Source organism: Williamsia sp. R60 (genome assembly GCF_054063855.1).
The window spans coordinates 595,023-611,953 of sequence record NZ_JBSSGR010000001.1; the positions used below are offsets into that span (position 1 = coordinate 595,023).

The window sequence follows — 16,931 nt, forward strand, 5'->3', positions numbered from 1 at the left end:
TACACGCCGGACTCATGTCCGACGGTGGTGGGGTTTTGTTCAGTATGGCCAGAACACGGGGCCGCCGCTCATCCGAGGCCCGGCTCCTGCGGCGCTCTGGGCCGGCGATGCGCGCATCGGCGCAGGTGGGGATTCCTGCGGCCATCGGGTTCTGCGAGGCGCATCATTGATCCATGGCCGATACGCATGAGGTGACCAATCAAGTCCCGCTCCTGAGTGGATACAACCCGGCGACCAACCCGGCGCTGTCGGAGTCGCTGGCCCGCGAAGGTGGTGGCTGGGGCGCCGACGAGATCTTCGAACTGGGTGCCATCGCCGCCGGTGAGGAAGCTCAACGGTGGGGTGAACTCGCCGACCGGAACCAGCCGATATTGCGCACGCACGACCGGTACGGTCACCGTGTCGACGAGGTCGAATACGACCCGGCGTACCACCGGTTGATGGATGTCGCTGTGACGCACGGTCTGCACGGGGCACCCTGGGCCGACGGTCGAGTCGGCGCGCACGTGGTGAGGGCCGCCAAACTCGGGGTCTGGACGGTCGAGGCGGGTCACGTCTGCCCGATCTCGATGACCTACGCCGTGGTGCCGGCGCTGCGGCACAACCCTGATCTGGCCGCCACCTACGAGTCGTTGCTGACCTCCCGAACCTACGACCCAAACCTGTCGGTCCCGGCGGGCAAGTCCGGTCTGATCGCGGGGATGTCGATGACCGAGAAGCAGGGCGGCTCCGATGTCCGCGCGAATGAGACGGCAGCTCAACCCAATTCGGACGGCTCCTACACGCTCACCGGCCACAAGTGGTTCACGTCCGCCCCGATGTCCGACCTGTTCCTTGTGCTCGCCCAAGCTCCCGGTGGACTCTCGTGCTTCTTCCTGCCCCGGGTACTGCCCGACGGCACCCGCAACCGGATGCGCTTGCAACGACTGAAGAACAAGCTCGGCAACCACGCCAACGCGTCGTCGGAAGTCGAATACGACGGTGCGACGGCATGGTTGGTGGGCGAGGAGGGACGCGGTGTCCGCACCATCATCGAGATGGTCAACCTCACCCGGCTCGACTGTGCGCTGGCCAGTGCGGGCAACATGCGTGTCGGGCTCACCCAGGCCATGCACCACAGCCAGCACCGGAAGGTGTTCGGCGACTACCTGATCGACCAACCGTTGATGCGGAACGTCCTCGCGGATCTCGCGATCGAGGCGGAAGCCGCCACCATGGTGTCGATGCGGATGGCGGGGGCCACCGACGCAGCCGAACGCGGCGACGACACGGAGGCCATGCTGCGACGTATCGGGTTGCCCGCAACCAAATACTGGTTGTGCAAGCGGGCCACCGCACACGTCGCCGAGTCGATGGAGTGCCTGGGCGGCAACGGTTATGTCGAGGACTCCGGGATGCCGCGGCTCTACCGCGAAGCCCCGCTCTACGGGATCTGGGAGGGCAGCGGGAACGTCAGCGCCCTCGACACCCTGCGTGCCATGGCCACGGCACCCAAGTCGGTGGATGCGCTGTTCGACGAATTGGACTCGGCGACCGGCATGGACACCCGGTACGACAACTACCTCGACTCCTTGAAGAGCCAGCTGGGAGAGGCAGGCCAACCGACCGCACGCAGGATCGCCGAGTCGATCTGCATCGCCCTACAGGGATCGCTGATGCTGCGGCACGGACATCCGGCCGTGGCGGAGGCCTTTGCGGCCACCCGTCTCGCAGGCGACTGGGCCGGCGCATACGGCACGTTGCCCACCGGTCTCGATCTCGCGCCCGTGCTCGAACGGGCTCTGGTCAAATAGGAGCGGGCAGACTCATTCCCGCGGGATGGCCAGTCGGGTCATGTGCGCCGTCGAGTCCGGCGTCAGACCCAGCTGGTCCCACGCGGTCTCGGTCTCCACGACCGCGTACGCGGACGTGGGAAAGCGCGGAATGTGCGCCGCCGGGTCCAGTGTCATCGCCGTGTCCGGCATCCCGGGCTCATGCCCGATCACCAATATCGTGGCGGCGTCCGCGGGCGCGTGGAGCCTGATCGCCTCGCACACGTCGTCAGCGTCTCCGCCGTAGATGTCTTCGACAAATGTGGCCGGTGCGCCGATACCGGTGTGCTGCAATGTCTCGCGCGTACGGATCGCAGTCGAGCACAGTACGGCGTCGACCGTGAGTCCGTCGTCGGCCATCCACCGGCCTGCCAGAGCTGCCTCGCGCCGACCGCGCTCGGCGAGCGGACGTTCCTGGTCGGGTGTACCGCTGGGATAGGCCGACTTGCCGTGCCGCATCAGGATCAGTGTTCGTGCCACGAGATCGACGGTAGCGTCACCGCGTTCGCCTGTCAGGAGACCTTGCGATGCCGGCCGGTCGACTCATCCGCTCCGCACCCGGCCAGCGTCGTACGCAGCAGTCGCACCGTGTGGTTCCAGGCGGATGCTTCCTGCTCGAGGTGCTGGGCGATCTCTTCGTTTCCCCGGTCCCACTCCAGCTCGGCCAGTTCACGCAGCTCGACGACCTCGTCGAGCCCGAAGGCAACAAGCTCTTTGATGGAGTCGATGTTCGAGCAGGCCCAGTCGATCTGATCACGCTGCAGCGTCATCAGACGCTCCAGGTCATCACGCAGGGCCGCCTGCGCCGATAGGGATAGACCACTCACCTGTCCCAGGGTGCCCCACCTGCCCTGCGAGTACTAGTTGACGCGCCGACAGCGGCGCCGATCATCTAGGACCACTTCCACTCGCGGATCTCCGGCATGTCCTCGAAGTGGGTGGTGACGTACTCGGTGTGGCGCTGCAGCTGCGACCGGCAGAACTCGGCGAGTTCTCGGCTGCGTTCGGGAACGCGGCTGGTTCGGCGAAGGGCTTCGAGCACCAAGTGGTACCGGCTCATCTTGTTCTGCACCACCATGTCGAAAGCAGTTGTGGTGGTGCCCTGTTCGATGAACCCGCGAACGTGGAAACGGTCGGCGCGGGTGCGCCCGTGCAGCTGCTGGTGAATGGCCCTCGGATAGCCGTGGAAAGCGAACACCACATCGGTGTCTGCGGTGAACAGATCGAGGAACTTCGATTCGGGCAGCCCATGTGGATGTTCGTCCTGGGGCAGCAGCACCATCAGGTCGACCACATTGACCACGCGGACGCGCAACCAGGGAACCCACTCACGCAGCAGATGTGCAGCGGCCAGGATCTCCTCGGTAGGAACGTCGCCCGCGGCGGCCAGCACGATGTCGGGTTGTTCGGGGTCCGCGTCGTTGGTCTCGCCCTCGGTACCGGCCCACTCCCAGATCGATGCCCCGGCTTCGGCATGTTTGTGTGCCTGTTCGAGGGTCAGGTACTGGGGGTGCTTCTGCTTGTCGACCACCAGGACGTTGACGTGGTCGCGGCTGCGGAAACAGTGGTCGGCCACCGAGAGCAGGGTGTTGGAATCCGGTGGCAGCCAGACTCGCACCACGCCGGGGGCCAGTGGGATGACGGCATCGATCAAGCCGGGTCCCTGATGGCTGAAACCGTTGTGGTCGTTACGCCAGCAGGTACTGGTGAGCAGCACGTTGAGCGATGCCACCGGTTCGCGCCACGGCAGCTCGGCCGCGTGCTGCAACCACTTGGTGTGCTGCACCAGCATGGAGACGCTCACCATTGCGAACGCCTCGTAGGTGGCGAACAGACCATGGCGTCCGGTCAGCAGATAACCCTCGAGCCAGCCCTGGCACAGGTGCTCACTGAGCACTTCCATGACGCGGCCTTCGGGCGACAGGTTGTCGTCGTTCTCGTTGGTCGGCAACTGCCAGCAGCGGTCGGTCTGCTCGAACACCGCCTGGAGCCGGTTCGAGGAGGTCTCATCCGGGCTGAACAGCCGGAACGATCCGCCGTGGTTCTCGTCCGAGTTGTCGCGGTAGATGTCGCGCATCAGCTCACCGAGCACCTTGGTGGTCTCGTAGGCGAGTGCGCCGGGCGCCTCGATGTCGAGGGCGTACGACTCGAGCGGCGGGATCTTGAGAGGAACCAGTGCTCGGCCGCCGTTGGCATACGGCGTCGCACCCATCCGCAGCTCGCCCCTGGGTGCGAGGTCGGCGAGGTCGTCGATGAGTGCACCCGACTTGTCGAACAGGTCGTCCGGCTTGTACGAGCGCAGCCACTCCTCGAGGAGTGCGAGGTGCTCGGGGTTCTCGCGGACCCCCGACAACGGGACCTGATGACTCCAGTGAGTGCCCTCGATCAGCTTGCCGTCCACCTCGTGCGGTCCTGTCCAACCCTTGGGGGTGCGCATGACGATGGCCGGCCACTTGTCGCCGGACGGGTTGCCTTCCCGGGCCCGGGTCTGGATCTCGACGATCTTGTCGTGCGCGTTCGCAATCGCCCGAGCCATGGCCGGGAACACCTCGTGAGGGTCGTCGCCGCCGACAAAGACGGGCTCCCAGCCCTGACCCGACAGGAACGCCGCGATGTCGTCGTCGCTGCTCCGGCCGAAGACGGTGGGGCCGGCGATCTTGGCGCCGTTGAGGTGCAGGATCGGCAGCACCGCACCATCGCGAGCCGGATTGAGGAACGCCGGGATCTTCCAGGAGCCGGCCAGGGGACCGGTCTCGGCCTCACCGTCGCCGACCACACACGCGACCACCAGATCGGGGCTGTCGAAGGCGGCGCCCGCGGCATGAATGAGGGCGTACCCGAGTTCGCCACCCTCGTGGATCGAACCCGGTGTCTGCACGCTCACGTGACTCGGGATGCCACCCGGCGTGGAGAACTGCCTGCACAGCGCTCGGAGCCCATCCGCATCCGGGGACACGTGCGGATAGATCTCGCTGTAGGTGCCCTCGAGGTAGGTCGCTGCCACCAGCGCCGGACCGCCGTGCCCGGGCCCGGTGATGTAGAGCCATTTCGAGTCGGTCTCGCGAATACGCCGGTTGAGGAGGGTGTAGATCATCGAGAGCCCAGGACTCGTACCCCAGTGCCCGAGCAAGCGAGGTTTGATGTGCTCGACGCCGAGCGGCTCGCGCAGCAAGACGTTGTCCTGCAGATAGATCTGCGCGACCGTCAGGTAGTTGGTCGCGGACCACCACCGCAGATCGAGTTCGAGTTCGGAATCGGTGTATCCGGCCAACGTCATATGCGCACCTTCTGGGTGTTTGCGGACAGGGCAACTTGATTATCGGGTGGGCTCGGGTGGCCCGCCACGGCTCGAGTACCCAAATGTCGAGAATTCGCGCCGCCGTCGCCAAGGTTTTGTTGTCCAACGAGATCGACTCGCTCACACTCCCACCGCGAGAGCACGCTCGCCCCCAGGTCCGGCAAGTATTGTCGGCACAGTGCACTTGTTCCTCCCGGCGCTGCTGGCGACTCTGTCGGCGCTCCTCGTCGCAACAGGGACACTCGTGCGTCAGCGCTCCTCGACGGCGTCGGGTGGGATCACCAAACGGTGGTGGCTCGGAGTACTGATCGCGGCCGCCGGGTTCGCGTTGCAGGCGGTGGCGCTCGGCCTCGGGTCGTTGCTTCTGGTGCAGCCGTTGATCGTGCTGTCGGTTCTGTTCGCACTGCCGATGGAGGCCTATCTCGACCACCGCCGCCTGAACTTCCACGAGTGGAAGTGGGGCATCATCCTCACCGTCTGCATCGCCGCGTTCGTAGTGATCGCCAGACCTGAGGCCGGGGGACACAACGTGTCGGCCGGAACCCTCGCGGGAACCATCGTCGTGGTGGTCGCGGTGCTCATCGGTCTGGTGGTCGCTGCCCGGCTCGTGTCACCGCATCACCGCGCGCTGCTGTTCGGATCGGCGTCGGGGCTGCTCACCGGAGTGCAGGCGTTTCTCCTCAAAGCGGTGGTGACCCAGCTCCGGGAAAGCGTTGTGGAGGTCCTGACCCACCCGGAGATTTACCTGATCCTGCTCGTCGCCACCGCCTCGGTGATCACCCAGCAGCTCGCGTTCGCCGCCCATGATCTGCAGACGTCGTTCCCGGCGATGACGGTGATGGAGCCCGCCGTGGCCATGGCGCTCGGCGTGGTGCTGCTCGGTGAAAGCGTCGACGTGAACATCTTCGACGGCATCATCGCCGGGCTGTCGCTGGTCATCATGCTCCGCGCGGTGTTCGTGCTCGCCAGACATGCGGCCGAGCGTGAGACCGAGTTCGAAGTGGCGTTCCCCAAAGCGCCTGCCCCTGCTCCCGGAGGGTCGGCAATGGGCCCGACCGACCACTAGTCGCCTGTGCAGAACATCATGTCGGCGGTACTGGCGGTCGCTGCCGCGTGCCTCATCGCCACCGGGACGGTCTTTCGGCAACGTGCATCGGCCGCCAGTGGCGCCATCACACCGGGATGGTGGCTCGGTGCCGGTCTGGCGGTGTGCGGATTCTCCCTGCAGGCAGCAGCCCTGGGCCTCGGCTCGATCTTGTTGGTCCAGCCGCTGCTCGTCCTGGCCGTGTTGTTCGCCCTGCCGCTGGAGGCGTGGTTCGACCATCGCAGGCCGACACGCACCGAATGGGCGTGGGGCGGCGCACTGACCTGCTGTGTGGCCGTGTTCCTCTGTCTGGCCTCACCGAGATCCTCCGACAGCCGCCCCGACCCCATGTTCTTCGTGCTCACGGTGGTAGCCGTGCTCGCATGCCTCGCCGGTCTGGTGATCGCGGCCGAGAGTTGCAACAACCACATGCGGTCGCTGTTCTATGGGCTCACCGCCGGAGCTCTCTTCGGGATCTCGGCGCTGCTCATCAAAGCCGTCATCGGACAGGCCACCGACGATCTGCCTCGGGTCGGATTTCATCTCGAGATCTACCTGCTGCTCATCGTCATAGCCGCCGGCATCTACGCCCAGCAGCGAGGCTTCGGCTCGGGCGATCTCCAGACGTCGTTCCCGGCGATGACGGTGATGGAACCGGCGGTGGCCATGGCGCTGGGCATGGCGCTTCTCTCCGAGCGGATCTCGGTCAGCGTGTGGGAGGCCGGGGTGGTGGGGCTGGCGCTTGTGGTGATGGTGGTCGCGGTGGTCGAACTGGCCCGGCACTCCGCCATCCGGGGCACCTGAGGACTGGAACCGGCCCGCCGGCGATGGCAGGGTGGGGTGATGACTGAATCGACCGCGGAGACAGACAGTTCGATCACCGAGTACGACGTCATCGTCATCGGAGGCGGCCCCGCAGGAGAGGTCGCCGCGCAGTACGCGACCGCCGGTTCTGACCGAACCGCCGCCATCGTCGAACACGAACTGCTCGGCGGGGAGTGCTCCTACTGGGCCTGCATGCCGAGCAAGGCACTGCTTCGTCCGATCGAAGTACATGCCGCGGCATCCAACCTCGAAGGAATCAAGGTCGGCGAAAAACTCAACCCCGAGGAATTGCTGCGTCGCCGCGACACCTGGGTGAGCCAGTACGAGGACGGGGGACAGGAGAAGTGGGCGACCGGCCTCGACATCGCCGTCCTGCGGGGCCACGGGGTCATCTCCGGTGAGCGCACCGTGACCGTCGACAACGGGGGCCAATGTCAGACCGTGCGTGCGCGCCTGGCGGTGATCGTGGCCACCGGCAGCACCGCCGTAATCCCCGAACTCTTCGCCGACGCACAGCCGTGGACGTCCCGGGATGCCACCGGGGTCAGGGAGATCCCGGGCTCGTTGATCGTGGTCGGCGGCGGTGTGGTGGCCTGCGAGGCCGCTACATGGATGGCGGCGCTGGGCAGCAAGGTCACCTTGCTCTCGCGCGGATCGCTGCTGGGTAAGACCGAACCCTTCGCCGGTGAGATGGTGGCCGAGGCGCTGACCGCCGCGGGCATCGATGTGCGTCAGCACGTCGACATCACCGAGGTGCGCCGACCGGTCTCCGCGGACACCGGCATCGGCCGCATCCACGGTGACCCGGCGACGGTGGTCGCCGGTGGTGACGAGATCACCGCCGATGAAGTCCTGGTGGCGACCGGGCGCCGCCCTGCCCGCAGCGGCATCGGGCTGGACGACGTCGATGCCGAGGCGTCGTGGCTCTTCTTCGTGGGCGACGCGTCCAAGGGCCCGGCGCTCACCCACTGGGGCAAGTATCAGGCCCGCAACGTGGGTCGGCTGATCGCCGCCCGTGCCGAGGGGCGCCCCGACCCGGTTGTGCCCGACGGAGTTCCGGTGCCGCAGGTGATCTTCACCGACCCGCAGGTCGCGAGCGTGGGTCTCACCGAGCGCGAAGCGACCGACAACGGGATCGACGTGACGGTTGCCGAGATCGCCTTCGAGTCGGTGGCCGGATTCGGGCTGCTCCGCGACGACGCCCACGGCAAGGCGAGGCTGGTGATCGACAAAGCCGCCGGTGTCATCGTCGGCGCCACCTTTGTCGGTCCCGAAGTCGACGAACTCGTTCATGCGGCGACGATCGCCATCGTGGGCCGGGTTCCGGTCGACACGTTGTGGCACGCGGTGCCGTCGTACCCGACGGTCAGCGAAGTGTGGCTACGCCTGCTGGAGTCCTTGCCCGAGTCGTAGGCCGGGCACCTGCGCGCGGAATGTGAGGCAGGCGCAGGCTTTTCGTCCGGATACCGGCACTGCAACGCCTGCAGACAGACACAAAGCCTGCAAGTTTCCTGAGCCGGCTCAGGCGCGCACCACAAACCAACCGTTCGCTGATTCCAGCGAGATGTCCGTGGGCGGGGGAGATGCTGTCTGGGTGCCGCCGAGACTGAACGGTCCGCCGTCGAACAGGGCGATGTCGGTGCAGGTGAACTCGCCGGCGATCACCTCGGCATCGAAAGTGGTGATCGTGACCTCGCAGCCGGTGTGCATGCTGTCCGCGAAGTAGGCCCCGTCGACCTGCAAGCCCATGAACGCGTCCTTGACCCGATGCGGGACGGTGGTCGGCAGGTTGCCGGTGTCCTCGCCGTCCACAGTGAGCAGGAGGCCGGCAGCCGCGTCGCCGAACCGGATGTCGATCTCCTTGTCGGAGGCGAACTCGCCGCCACCCGAATCGGTCTGCACCACAACGCATTTCTCGGTTCCGTCGGATAGTGCCACGGTATACGCTGCTTCACCGGTCTCGTAATCGGTGGCCGGGACGGGCTCGCTGACCGGCCCGGCCGGCGCCTTCCGCCCACATTCGCTGCCACCAGCGGCGGGGTCCGTGCTCGTCTCCGAAGTGGACGTGATCGCCGGCGATCTGACCGGTACCGCTTCTCCCGAGTCGTCGGAGCAGGCGGAGAGAAGCCCCAGACACAGGGCACTCGCGCTAAGTGCGGTGGTGGTCATTCGGGTGGTGCGGGAGGCGAGCACGATGTTCTCCTTGGCGCGGCGAGCAGGACGCACAAGAAGTTACCGTGACTTCATCGGTCGCGAAAGATCATAAAATTCACTCGAATGGCATCGCGGCCGACTCCTGCTCGCGAACTACAGCATCGTCCCGGGATTGAGGATGCCCAGGGGATCGACCGCGTTCTTGATCCGCTGCGTCAGCTCGATGACGTCGGGGCCCAGCTGATCGGGCAGCCAGCCCTTCTTCAAGCGTCCGACACCGTGTTCGCCGGTGATCGTGCCGCCCAGTCTGATCGCCAGGTCCATGATTTCCCCGAACGCGAGATTGGCACGTGCGGTCTCGTCGGGATCGTTGGGGTCGTGCACGATCAGCGGGTGCGTGTTGCCGTCGCCGGCGTGGGCGATGACGGAGATCAGCACCCGCCGGTCGGCGGCGATGGCCTCGATGCCATCGATGAGATCCGGCAACTTGTGCAGCGGAACCCCGACATCCTCGAGTAGCAGGGGGCCGATCTTCTCGACGGCGGGGATGGCGTACCGCCGCGCAGCGGTGAATGCCTCGCCCTCGTCGGGATCGGTGGTGGCGAACACCTCGGTGGCGCCGCAGGTGGTGAATGCCTGCTCGATGACCTCGACCTCGGCGGCTCCGGCAGCGCCTGGCGCATCGGACTGGGCGACGAGCAGGGCACCGGCGGTGCGGTCGAGGCCCATCTTCAGCTGGTCCTCGACGGCATTGATCGCGACCTTGTCCATGAACTCGAGCATCGCGGGCCGGATGGTCGACGTGATCGCGAGGACCGCCTCGGAGGCGGCATGCACCGACGAGAAGGTGCCCACCACGGTCGACGCCGGCGGCTGTGGCGGCAACAACCGCAAGATCACCTCGGTGATGATGCCCAGGGTGCCCTCGCTACCGACGAACAGTTTGGTCAGCGACAGCCCGGCGCTGTCCTTGAGCCGCGGTCCGCCGAGGCGCATTGCGCGCCCATCGGCGAGCACCACTTCGAGGCCGAGGACGTAGTCGCTCGTGACTCCGTACTTCACACAACACAGGCCGCCCGCGTTGGTTGCAGCGTTCCCGCCGATAGAGCAGATCTCGAACGACGACGGATCCGGCGGATACCAGAGTCCGTGTTCCTTGACCGCGGCCTTGACCTCGGCGTTGAGCAGTCCGGGCTGGCAGATCGCCGTACGGGTGACCGGATCGACGGTGATGTCGCGCATCTTCTCGGTGGTCAGGACGATGCCACCGTCGATGGCCGTGGCTCCGCCGGACAGGCCGGTGCCGGCTCCGCGGGGGATCACCGGTACGGAGTTGGCGGCGCACCACCTCACGGTCGCGACGACGTCCTCGGTGCTCGTCGCGCGGACCACCGCCATCGCGGTACCCGCGTCGGGGTCGAACGCCCGGTCCTGTCGGTAGCCCGCGACGATGTCCGGATCGGTGATCACCGTCCCCGCGGGCAGGGCCGTCACCAGGTCGTCCAACACCGTCTTCGTCGACATGTTTCGCAGCGTAATCGTCGCTGTCGGGAGGTGCCGCGAAGTCGCCGATCAGTGCCGGCGCCCGGGCCGCGTCAGCGCAGCGCGGGCGAGATGAGCGAGGAGATCTGCTGTGCCCATTCGGCCGCCTGCACCTTGGCGCTCACCTTCGACGACGCATCGTGGCGCCCGTGCTCGCCTACCTGGGTGGCGCCGAGTTCGGTGAGCTTTTCGGCCATGATCTCGCCGCCGCGGTTGTAGGTGTCGTCGTAGACGCTGTCGCCGAGGCCGAACATGGCAAAGCGGAGACCGTCGAGGGCGGGCTTCTCGTCGTCGAGGGCCTCGGCGAACGGCTCGGCTCCGGTGGGCAGTTCGCCCTCGCCGTAGGTCGAGCAGACCACCACGTAGAAGTCCTCGGCGGAGAGGTCTTCGACGGCGAACTCGGACATGTCGTACATCGACACGTCATGGTTCTCGGCCAGCACGTCGGAGATGGAATCGGACACCACTTCAGCGGTTCCGGTCTCGCTGCCGTACAGGATCACAACAGACATTTTATTTCTCTCTCCATCCGGTCTCGTCGGCAACTGAGGGTACCCTATGTTGCGGTAGGTGCCGGGTGCCCGATCAGCGATTTTAGCGATCGACGGGTCAACTGCACAGCCCGTGCCGCCTGGGGATCGAGCCGTCTGGTGGCCTGCGTGTCGGTACGGCGCGGGGACCGCTTCTGCGCAGGGATAATCACCTGACATCGTCGGCTCGGCTCGATACGCTCCGGGAGACGATGTTCAAGCAAAGGAGCGGTCGATGGCCGAAGATTCAGAGACCAAACGTAAGTTCCGAGAAGCATTGGAGCGCAAGAAGAATCGCGATCTGCCCACCGGTGATCACAAGGATTCGGCATCCAAGGCGTCCGGCCAGCACGGGCCTGAAGGTGGCCCGCATCAGTTCCGGCGCAAAACCGGGTAGTTCCGAACAGGTCATCTGCTGCCGGGGCTCGCATTACTAGGAAGTCCTAGTATATAGTGACGGGGACAACACGGCAGTAGATGACTTGTGAGGACCCCATGACCAGGCAAATCGACCATTTCGTGGACGGCGCACCGCTCGCCGGTACCAGCGGGCGCACCGCAGATGTGATGGATCCCAGCACCGGCAAGGTGCAGGCGACCGTTCCGCTGGCCAGTACAGCCGAGGTCGACGCTGCTGTCGCCGGCGCCGTCGAGGCGCAGAAGATCTGGGCAGCATGGAACCCGCAGCGTCGCGCTCGCGTGATGATGAAGTTCGTCGCACTCGTAAACGAGCACATGGACGAACTCGCCGAGTTGCTCTCCAAGGAGCACGGCAAGACCGTTCCCGATGCCAAGGGCGACATCCAGCGCGGCGTCGAGGTCATCGAGTTCTCGATCGGCATCCCGCACTTGCTGAAGGGTGAGTTCACCGAAGGCGCCGGAACCGGCATCGACGTGCACTCGGTGCGTCAGCCGCTCGGTGTGGTCGCAGGTATCACCCCGTTCAACTTCCCGGCCATGATCCCGCTGTGGAAGGCCGGCCCCGCGCTGGCGACCGGAAACGCGTTCATCCTCAAGCCGTCCGAGCGCGACCCGTCGGTGCCCGTGCGCCTGGCCGAACTGTTCCTCGAGGCCGGACTCCCCGCAGGTGTGTTCCAGGTCATCCACGGTGACAAGGAAGCCGTGGACGCGCTGCTCAACAACGACGACGTCCAGGCCTACGGTTTCGTCGGCAGCTCCGACATCGCGCAGTACATCTACTCCAGCGCGGCCGCCAACGGTAAGCGTGCACAGTGCTTCGGTGGCGCCAAGAACCACATGATCATCCTCCCGGACGCCGACCTCGACCAGGTCGCCGACGCCCTGATCGGTGCCGGTTACGGCAGCGCCGGCGAGCGCTGCATGGCGATCTCGGTGGCCGTGCCCGTGGGCGAGGCGACCGCCAACCGCCTGCGCGAGAAACTGGTCGACAAGGTCAACGCGCTGCGCGTCGGTCACAGCCTCGACATCAAGGCCGACTACGGCCCCCTCGTCAGCAAGGCTGCGCTCGAGCGTGTCAAGGACTACATCCAGCAGGGTGTGGACGCCGGCGCCGAACTCGTCATCGACGGTCGCGAGCGCGCCACCGACGACCTGACCTACGACGGTCAGAGCCTGGAAGAGGGCTACTTCATCGGGCCGACCCTCTTCGACCACGTCAAGAAAGATCAGACGATCTACACCGACGAGATCTTCGGACCGGTCGTCTGCATCGTCCGTGCCGCAGATTACGAAGAGGCCCTGGCGCTTCCGTCTGAGCACGAGTACGGCAACGGCGTCGCGATCTTCACCCAGGACGGCGACGCGGCCCGCGACTTCACCGCCCGCGTCCAGTGCGGCATGGTGGGCGTGAACGTGCCCATCCCCGTGCCGGTGGCCTACCACACCTTCGGTGGCTGGAAGCGTTCCGGATTCGGCGATCTGAACCAGCACGGGCCGGCGGCGATCCAGTTCTACACCAAGGTCAAGACCATCACGACTCGGTGGCCGTCCGGCATCAAGGATGGCGCCGAGTTCGTCATCCCGACCATGGACTGAGAGACCGGCCGGTGTCTTTCGACATGGATGACGATGACAAGGTCATCGTCGACACTGCCTCGGCGTTCGCGCGCAAGAGGCTCGAGCCACACGCCCTCGACTGGGATGAGCGCAAGCACTTCCCGGTCGAGGAGCTTCGCGAGGCCGCCGAACTCGGTATGGCGGGCATCTACACGAGCGAAGACGTGGGCGGAAGCGGTCTGCGGCGGATCGACGGCGTACGGATCTTCGAGGAGTTGGCGAAGGCCGATCCCACCACGGCGGCCTTTCTGTCGATCCACAACATGTGTACGTGGATGGTCGACTCGTACGGCACGGACGATCAGCGCACCACATGGGCGGTCAAGATGGCCTCGATGGAGGCCGTCGCCAGCTACTGCCTGACCGAACCCGCGGCCGGAAGTGACGCTGCGGCGTTGCGTACCAAGGCAGTTCGCGACGGCGACGACTACCTGCTGAACGGGGTCAAGCAGTTCATCTCCGGCGGCGGCGTCTCTGACGTGTACATCGTGATGGCCCGCACGGGTGCGGAGGGTCCCAAGGGGATCTCGACGTTCATCGTGCCGGCCGACACGCCTGGACTCTCGTTCGGCGCCAACGAGCAGAAGATGGGCTGGAACGCACAGCCCACCGCTCAGGTCATCATGGAGGACGCGCGGGTACCGGCGGCCAATCTCCTCGGTGGCGTGGAGGGTACGGGCTTCGGCATCGCGATGAACGGACTCAACGGTGGTCGCATCAACATCGCCGCATGTTCGCTGGGTGGTGCCCAGGCGGCGTACAACAAGGCCATCACCTACGTGTCCGACCGAGAAGCGTTCGGCGGCAAGCTGATCGACGAACCGACGATTCGGTTCACGCTTGCCGACATGGCCACGTCGTTGGAGACCTCCCGCCTCATCCTGTGGCGGGCCGCCGATGCGCTCGACGCCGGTCATCCCGACAAGGTCGAGCTGTGCGCAATGGCCAAGCGGTATGTGACCGACACCTGCTTCGACGTCGCCGATCAGGCGCTGCAGTTGCACGGTGGATACGGATACCTGCGTGAGTACGGTCTGGAGAAAATCGTCCGAGACCTCCGGGTGAACCGAATACTGGAGGGCACCAACGAGATCATGCGGGTTGTGATCGGCCGCGCAGAGGCGGACAAGTCGACAAAGGGGCAATACCTATGAGCACCATCGCGTTCCTCGGTCTGGGCCACATGGGCGGACCCATGGCAAAGAACCTGGTCAAGGCCGGGCACACCGTGCACGGATACGATCCGTCGCCCGAGGCTGCAGTGGCTGCCAAGGAAAATGGTGTGGAGGTGTTCGCGGGGGGCATTGAGGCGGTTGCCGATGCCGACGTGGTGATCACCATGCTCCCGCACGGCAAGGCCGTCATCGAGTGCTACGAGCAGATCCTGCCCGGCGCCAAGACCGGTGCGCTGCTGATCGACAGCTCCACGATCTCGGTCGACGACGCCCGCAAGATCCACCAGCACGCGGACGACCACGGGTTCGCGCAGATCGACGCCCCGGTCTCCGGTGGTGTGAAGGGTGCCGACGCCGGGACGCTCGCCTTCATGGTCGGAGGCACCGAAGAGGCGTTCGTCGCCGCACAGACCATTTTGGAGCCGATGGCCGGAAAGGTCATCCACTGCGGTGACCCCGGCAGTGGCCAGGCTGCGAAGGTCTGCAACAACATGGTGCTCGCCGTGCAGCAGATCGCGATCGGTGAGGCTTTTGTGCTCGCCGAGAAGCTGGGGCTGCAGGCGCAGGCGTTGTACGACGTGATCACCGGCGCCACCGGTAACTGCTGGGCCGTGCACACCAACTGCCCGGTTCCGGGTCCGGTGCCGACCTCGCCGGCCAACAACGACTTCAAGCCGGGGTTCGCCACCGCACTGATGAACAAAGACCTGGGGTTGGCGATGGCGGCGGTGGAGTCCACCGGCGCGACCGCCCCTCTCGGAGAGCACGCGGCCACCCTGTACGCGGACTTCGCGCAGGACAACGCGGGTAAGGACTTCAGCGCGATCATCGAGACGCTGCGCTGAGACGTAGGGCGTTGCGTTGAAACGCTGCCTTCGGGTGCGGAAAAGTCGACCGACCGAACGCTAGTACGGCCGTTTTGCCCGCTGAATCGGTCGATGCGTGAATGATGGGAGGGACGCCCGCCGACGATCCCGAGGAGCACCCCCATGGCACCAACCCACACGCAGAAGTTCTACATCGACGGACAGTGGGTGGACCCGGTGTCCACCTCGACCCTCGACGTCATCAACCCGGCAACCGAAGAGGTCGTCGCCACGATCGCCCTCGGCGACGAGAAGGATGTCGAACACGCTGTCGCGGCGGCGCGCAAGGCGTTCGAGACGTTCTCCGAGACCACCCGCGAAGAGCGTATCTCGTTGTTGGAGAAGATCATCGAGGTGTACTCGCGCCGCCTCGGCGACCTCGCCGAAGCGGTGAGCATCGAGATGGGTGCTCCGGTGAGTCTCGCGCAGGGAGCGCAGGCGCCCGCAGGCCTGGGCCATCTCATGTTCGGCCTGGAAGCACTGAAGAACTTCGAGTTCGAGGAGAAGGTCAACTCCACCACGGTGGTCCGCGAACCGGTCGGCGTCTGCGCACTGATCACCCCCTGGAACTGGCCGCTGAACCAGATCGGCGCCAAGGTGGCCCCGGCTCTGGCCGCCGGTTGCACCGTGGTGCTCAAGCCGTCCGAGATCGCCCCGCTCAGCGGACTGGTGTTCGCCGAGATCCTGGATGAGGCGGGCGTGCCGCCAGGCGTGTTCAACCTGGTGAACGGCGATGGCCCGACCGTGGGTGTGGCGTTGTCCTCGCATCCGGAGGTCGACATGGTCTCGTTCACCGGGTCCACTCGCGCGGGCATCGAGGTGGCCAGGAATGCGGCTCCCACGGTCAAGCGTGTGGCGCAGGAACTCGGTGGCAAGTCCGCCAACATCATCCTCGACGACGATGCGCTCGCCGACTCCGTGGCGCGTGATGTCGCGGCGATGGTGGTCAACTCGGGCCAGTCGTGCAACGCGGGATCACGCATCCTCGTTCCGGCGGGGCGGATGGACGAGGCAGCTGGGATCGCCAAGGAGACGGCGGCCAAGGTCGTTGTCGGATCGCCCGCGGACGAGAACACGCAGATCGGACCGGTGGTCTCGCAAGCTCAGTTCGACAAGATCCAGCGGCTCATCGAAACCGGTGTCGACGAGGGAGCCGACGTGGTCGTCGGTGGTCCGGGCCGCCCGGACGGCGTCGACGTCGGCTACTTCGTCAAGCCGACGGTGTTCGCGAACGTCACCAACGACATGACCATCGCCCGCGAAGAGATCTTCGGTCCGGTGATGGTCCTCATCGGGTATCAGGACGAAGACGACGCAGTCCGTATCGCCAATGACTCGAGCTACGGGCTCGGCGGCATGGTCTCGTCCGCGGACACCGATCGCGCGCGCAAGGTCGCCCGCAAGATGCGTACCGGAACCGTGCACATCAACGGTGCCCCGCTGGCCATGGATTCACCGTTCGGTGGTTACAAGCAGTCGGGCAACGGCCGCGAGTTCGGCAAGTTCGGTATGGAGGAGTTCCTGGAGGTCAAGTCGATCTTCGGGGACAACGCGTAGCCCGGGAGGGCGTTTCGCCTCGTCCGGCCATTCGAGTTCGCTAGAGTAGAAC

The 16,931-nt window shown here is 65.8% G+C and carries 15 protein-coding genes; 9 read left to right on the forward strand and 6 right to left on the reverse strand.

Annotation, left to right across the window (positions count from 1 at the left end; all coding sequences use genetic code 11):
* Positions 1–173 precede the first annotated feature (173 nt).
* A complete protein-coding gene (locus ACVWY6_RS02570; protein WP_457536005.1) occupies positions 174–1,793 on the forward strand; it encodes an acyl-CoA dehydrogenase family protein in 1,620 nt (539 codons plus the stop codon).
* Positions 1,794–1,805: 12 nt separating this feature from the next.
* Here ACVWY6_RS02570 and ACVWY6_RS02575 read toward each other — a convergent pair whose 3' ends face one another.
* The 3 genes from ACVWY6_RS02575 to ACVWY6_RS02585 form a co-directional block, all read right to left on the reverse strand.
* Positions 1,806–2,270 (reverse strand): SixA phosphatase family protein, encoded by a 465-nt coding sequence (locus ACVWY6_RS02575; RefSeq protein ID WP_457536856.1) that lies wholly within the window; start codon positions 2,268–2,270, stop codon positions 1,806–1,808.
* Between the two features lie 53 nt (positions 2,271–2,323).
* Positions 2,324–2,638 carry a hypothetical protein gene (locus ACVWY6_RS02580; protein WP_400728806.1) on the reverse strand — a complete coding sequence of 105 codons (315 nt, stop codon included), beginning with the start codon at positions 2,636–2,638 and terminating at the stop codon, positions 2,324–2,326.
* Positions 2,639–2,703: 65 nt separating this feature from the next.
* A complete protein-coding gene (locus tag ACVWY6_RS02585) occupies positions 2,704–5,088 on the reverse strand; it encodes a phosphoketolase family protein (RefSeq protein ID WP_457536007.1) in 2,385 nt (794 codons plus the stop codon).
* Positions 5,089–5,287: 199 nt separating this feature from the next.
* Here ACVWY6_RS02585 and ACVWY6_RS02590 point away from each other — a divergent pair, with 199 nt between their 5' ends.
* Genes ACVWY6_RS02590 through ACVWY6_RS02600 form a run of 3 tightly spaced genes read left to right on the forward strand, consistent with a single transcriptional unit; the run spans position 5,288 to position 8,431 of the window.
* Positions 5,288–6,175 carry a DMT family transporter gene (locus ACVWY6_RS02590; protein WP_457536008.1) on the forward strand — a complete coding sequence of 296 codons (888 nt, stop codon included), beginning with the start codon at positions 5,288–5,290 and terminating at the stop codon, positions 6,173–6,175.
* 6 nt (positions 6,176–6,181) lie between these two features.
* A complete protein-coding gene (locus tag ACVWY6_RS02595) occupies positions 6,182–6,997 on the forward strand; it encodes a DMT family transporter (RefSeq protein WP_051406307.1) in 816 nt (271 codons plus the stop codon).
* Between the two features lie 39 nt (positions 6,998–7,036).
* A complete protein-coding gene (locus ACVWY6_RS02600) occupies positions 7,037–8,431 on the forward strand; it encodes a dihydrolipoyl dehydrogenase family protein (RefSeq protein ID WP_457536009.1) in 1,395 nt (464 codons plus the stop codon).
* Positions 8,432–8,539: 108 nt separating this feature from the next.
* Here ACVWY6_RS02600 and ACVWY6_RS02605 read toward each other — a convergent pair whose 3' ends face one another.
* The 3 genes from ACVWY6_RS02605 to ACVWY6_RS02615 form a co-directional block, all read right to left on the reverse strand.
* Positions 8,540–9,244 carry a hypothetical protein gene (locus ACVWY6_RS02605; RefSeq protein ID WP_457536010.1) on the reverse strand — a complete coding sequence of 235 codons (705 nt, stop codon included), beginning with the start codon at positions 9,242–9,244 and terminating at the stop codon, positions 8,540–8,542.
* 81 nt (positions 9,245–9,325) lie between these two features.
* Entirely contained in the window at positions 9,326–10,696 is a 1,371-nt protein-coding gene (locus ACVWY6_RS02610) for an FAD-binding oxidoreductase (protein WP_457536012.1), read from the reverse strand.
* 71 nt (positions 10,697–10,767) lie between these two features.
* Entirely contained in the window at positions 10,768–11,226 is a 459-nt protein-coding gene (locus tag ACVWY6_RS02615) for a flavodoxin domain-containing protein (protein WP_457536013.1), read from the reverse strand.
* Positions 11,227–11,479: 253 nt separating this feature from the next.
* On the opposite strand from ACVWY6_RS02615, the gene ACVWY6_RS02620 reads away from it, so the two are divergent.
* The 5 genes from ACVWY6_RS02620 (at position 11,480) to ACVWY6_RS02640 (ending at position 16,879) form a co-directional block, all read left to right on the forward strand.
* Positions 11,480–11,641, forward strand: a complete 162-nt coding sequence (locus ACVWY6_RS02620) for a DUF5302 domain-containing protein (protein WP_023954190.1) — start codon at positions 11,480–11,482, stop codon at positions 11,639–11,641.
* Between the two features lie 98 nt (positions 11,642–11,739).
* The gene (locus ACVWY6_RS02625) at positions 11,740–13,260 is read left to right on the forward strand and encodes a CoA-acylating methylmalonate-semialdehyde dehydrogenase (RefSeq protein WP_400728789.1); all 1,521 of its coding nucleotides are present in this window, start codon (positions 11,740–11,742) and stop codon (positions 13,258–13,260) included.
* Positions 13,261–13,283: 23 nt separating this feature from the next.
* Complete coding sequence (locus ACVWY6_RS02630; protein WP_116917523.1) at positions 13,284–14,435, forward strand: acyl-CoA dehydrogenase family protein; 1,152 nt, start codon at positions 13,284–13,286, stop codon at positions 14,433–14,435.
* Positions 14,432–15,301: a 3-hydroxyisobutyrate dehydrogenase gene (gene mmsB / locus ACVWY6_RS02635; protein WP_062799029.1), complete on the forward strand. Its 870-nt coding sequence runs from the start codon at positions 14,432–14,434 to the stop codon at positions 15,299–15,301. Before ACVWY6_RS02630 ends, mmsB begins: the two co-directional genes overlap by 4 nt.
* Before the next feature lie 144 nt (positions 15,302–15,445).
* A complete protein-coding gene (locus ACVWY6_RS02640; RefSeq protein WP_457536015.1) occupies positions 15,446–16,879 on the forward strand; it encodes an aldehyde dehydrogenase family protein in 1,434 nt (477 codons plus the stop codon).
* The last annotated feature ends 52 nt before the right edge of the window (positions 16,880–16,931 follow it).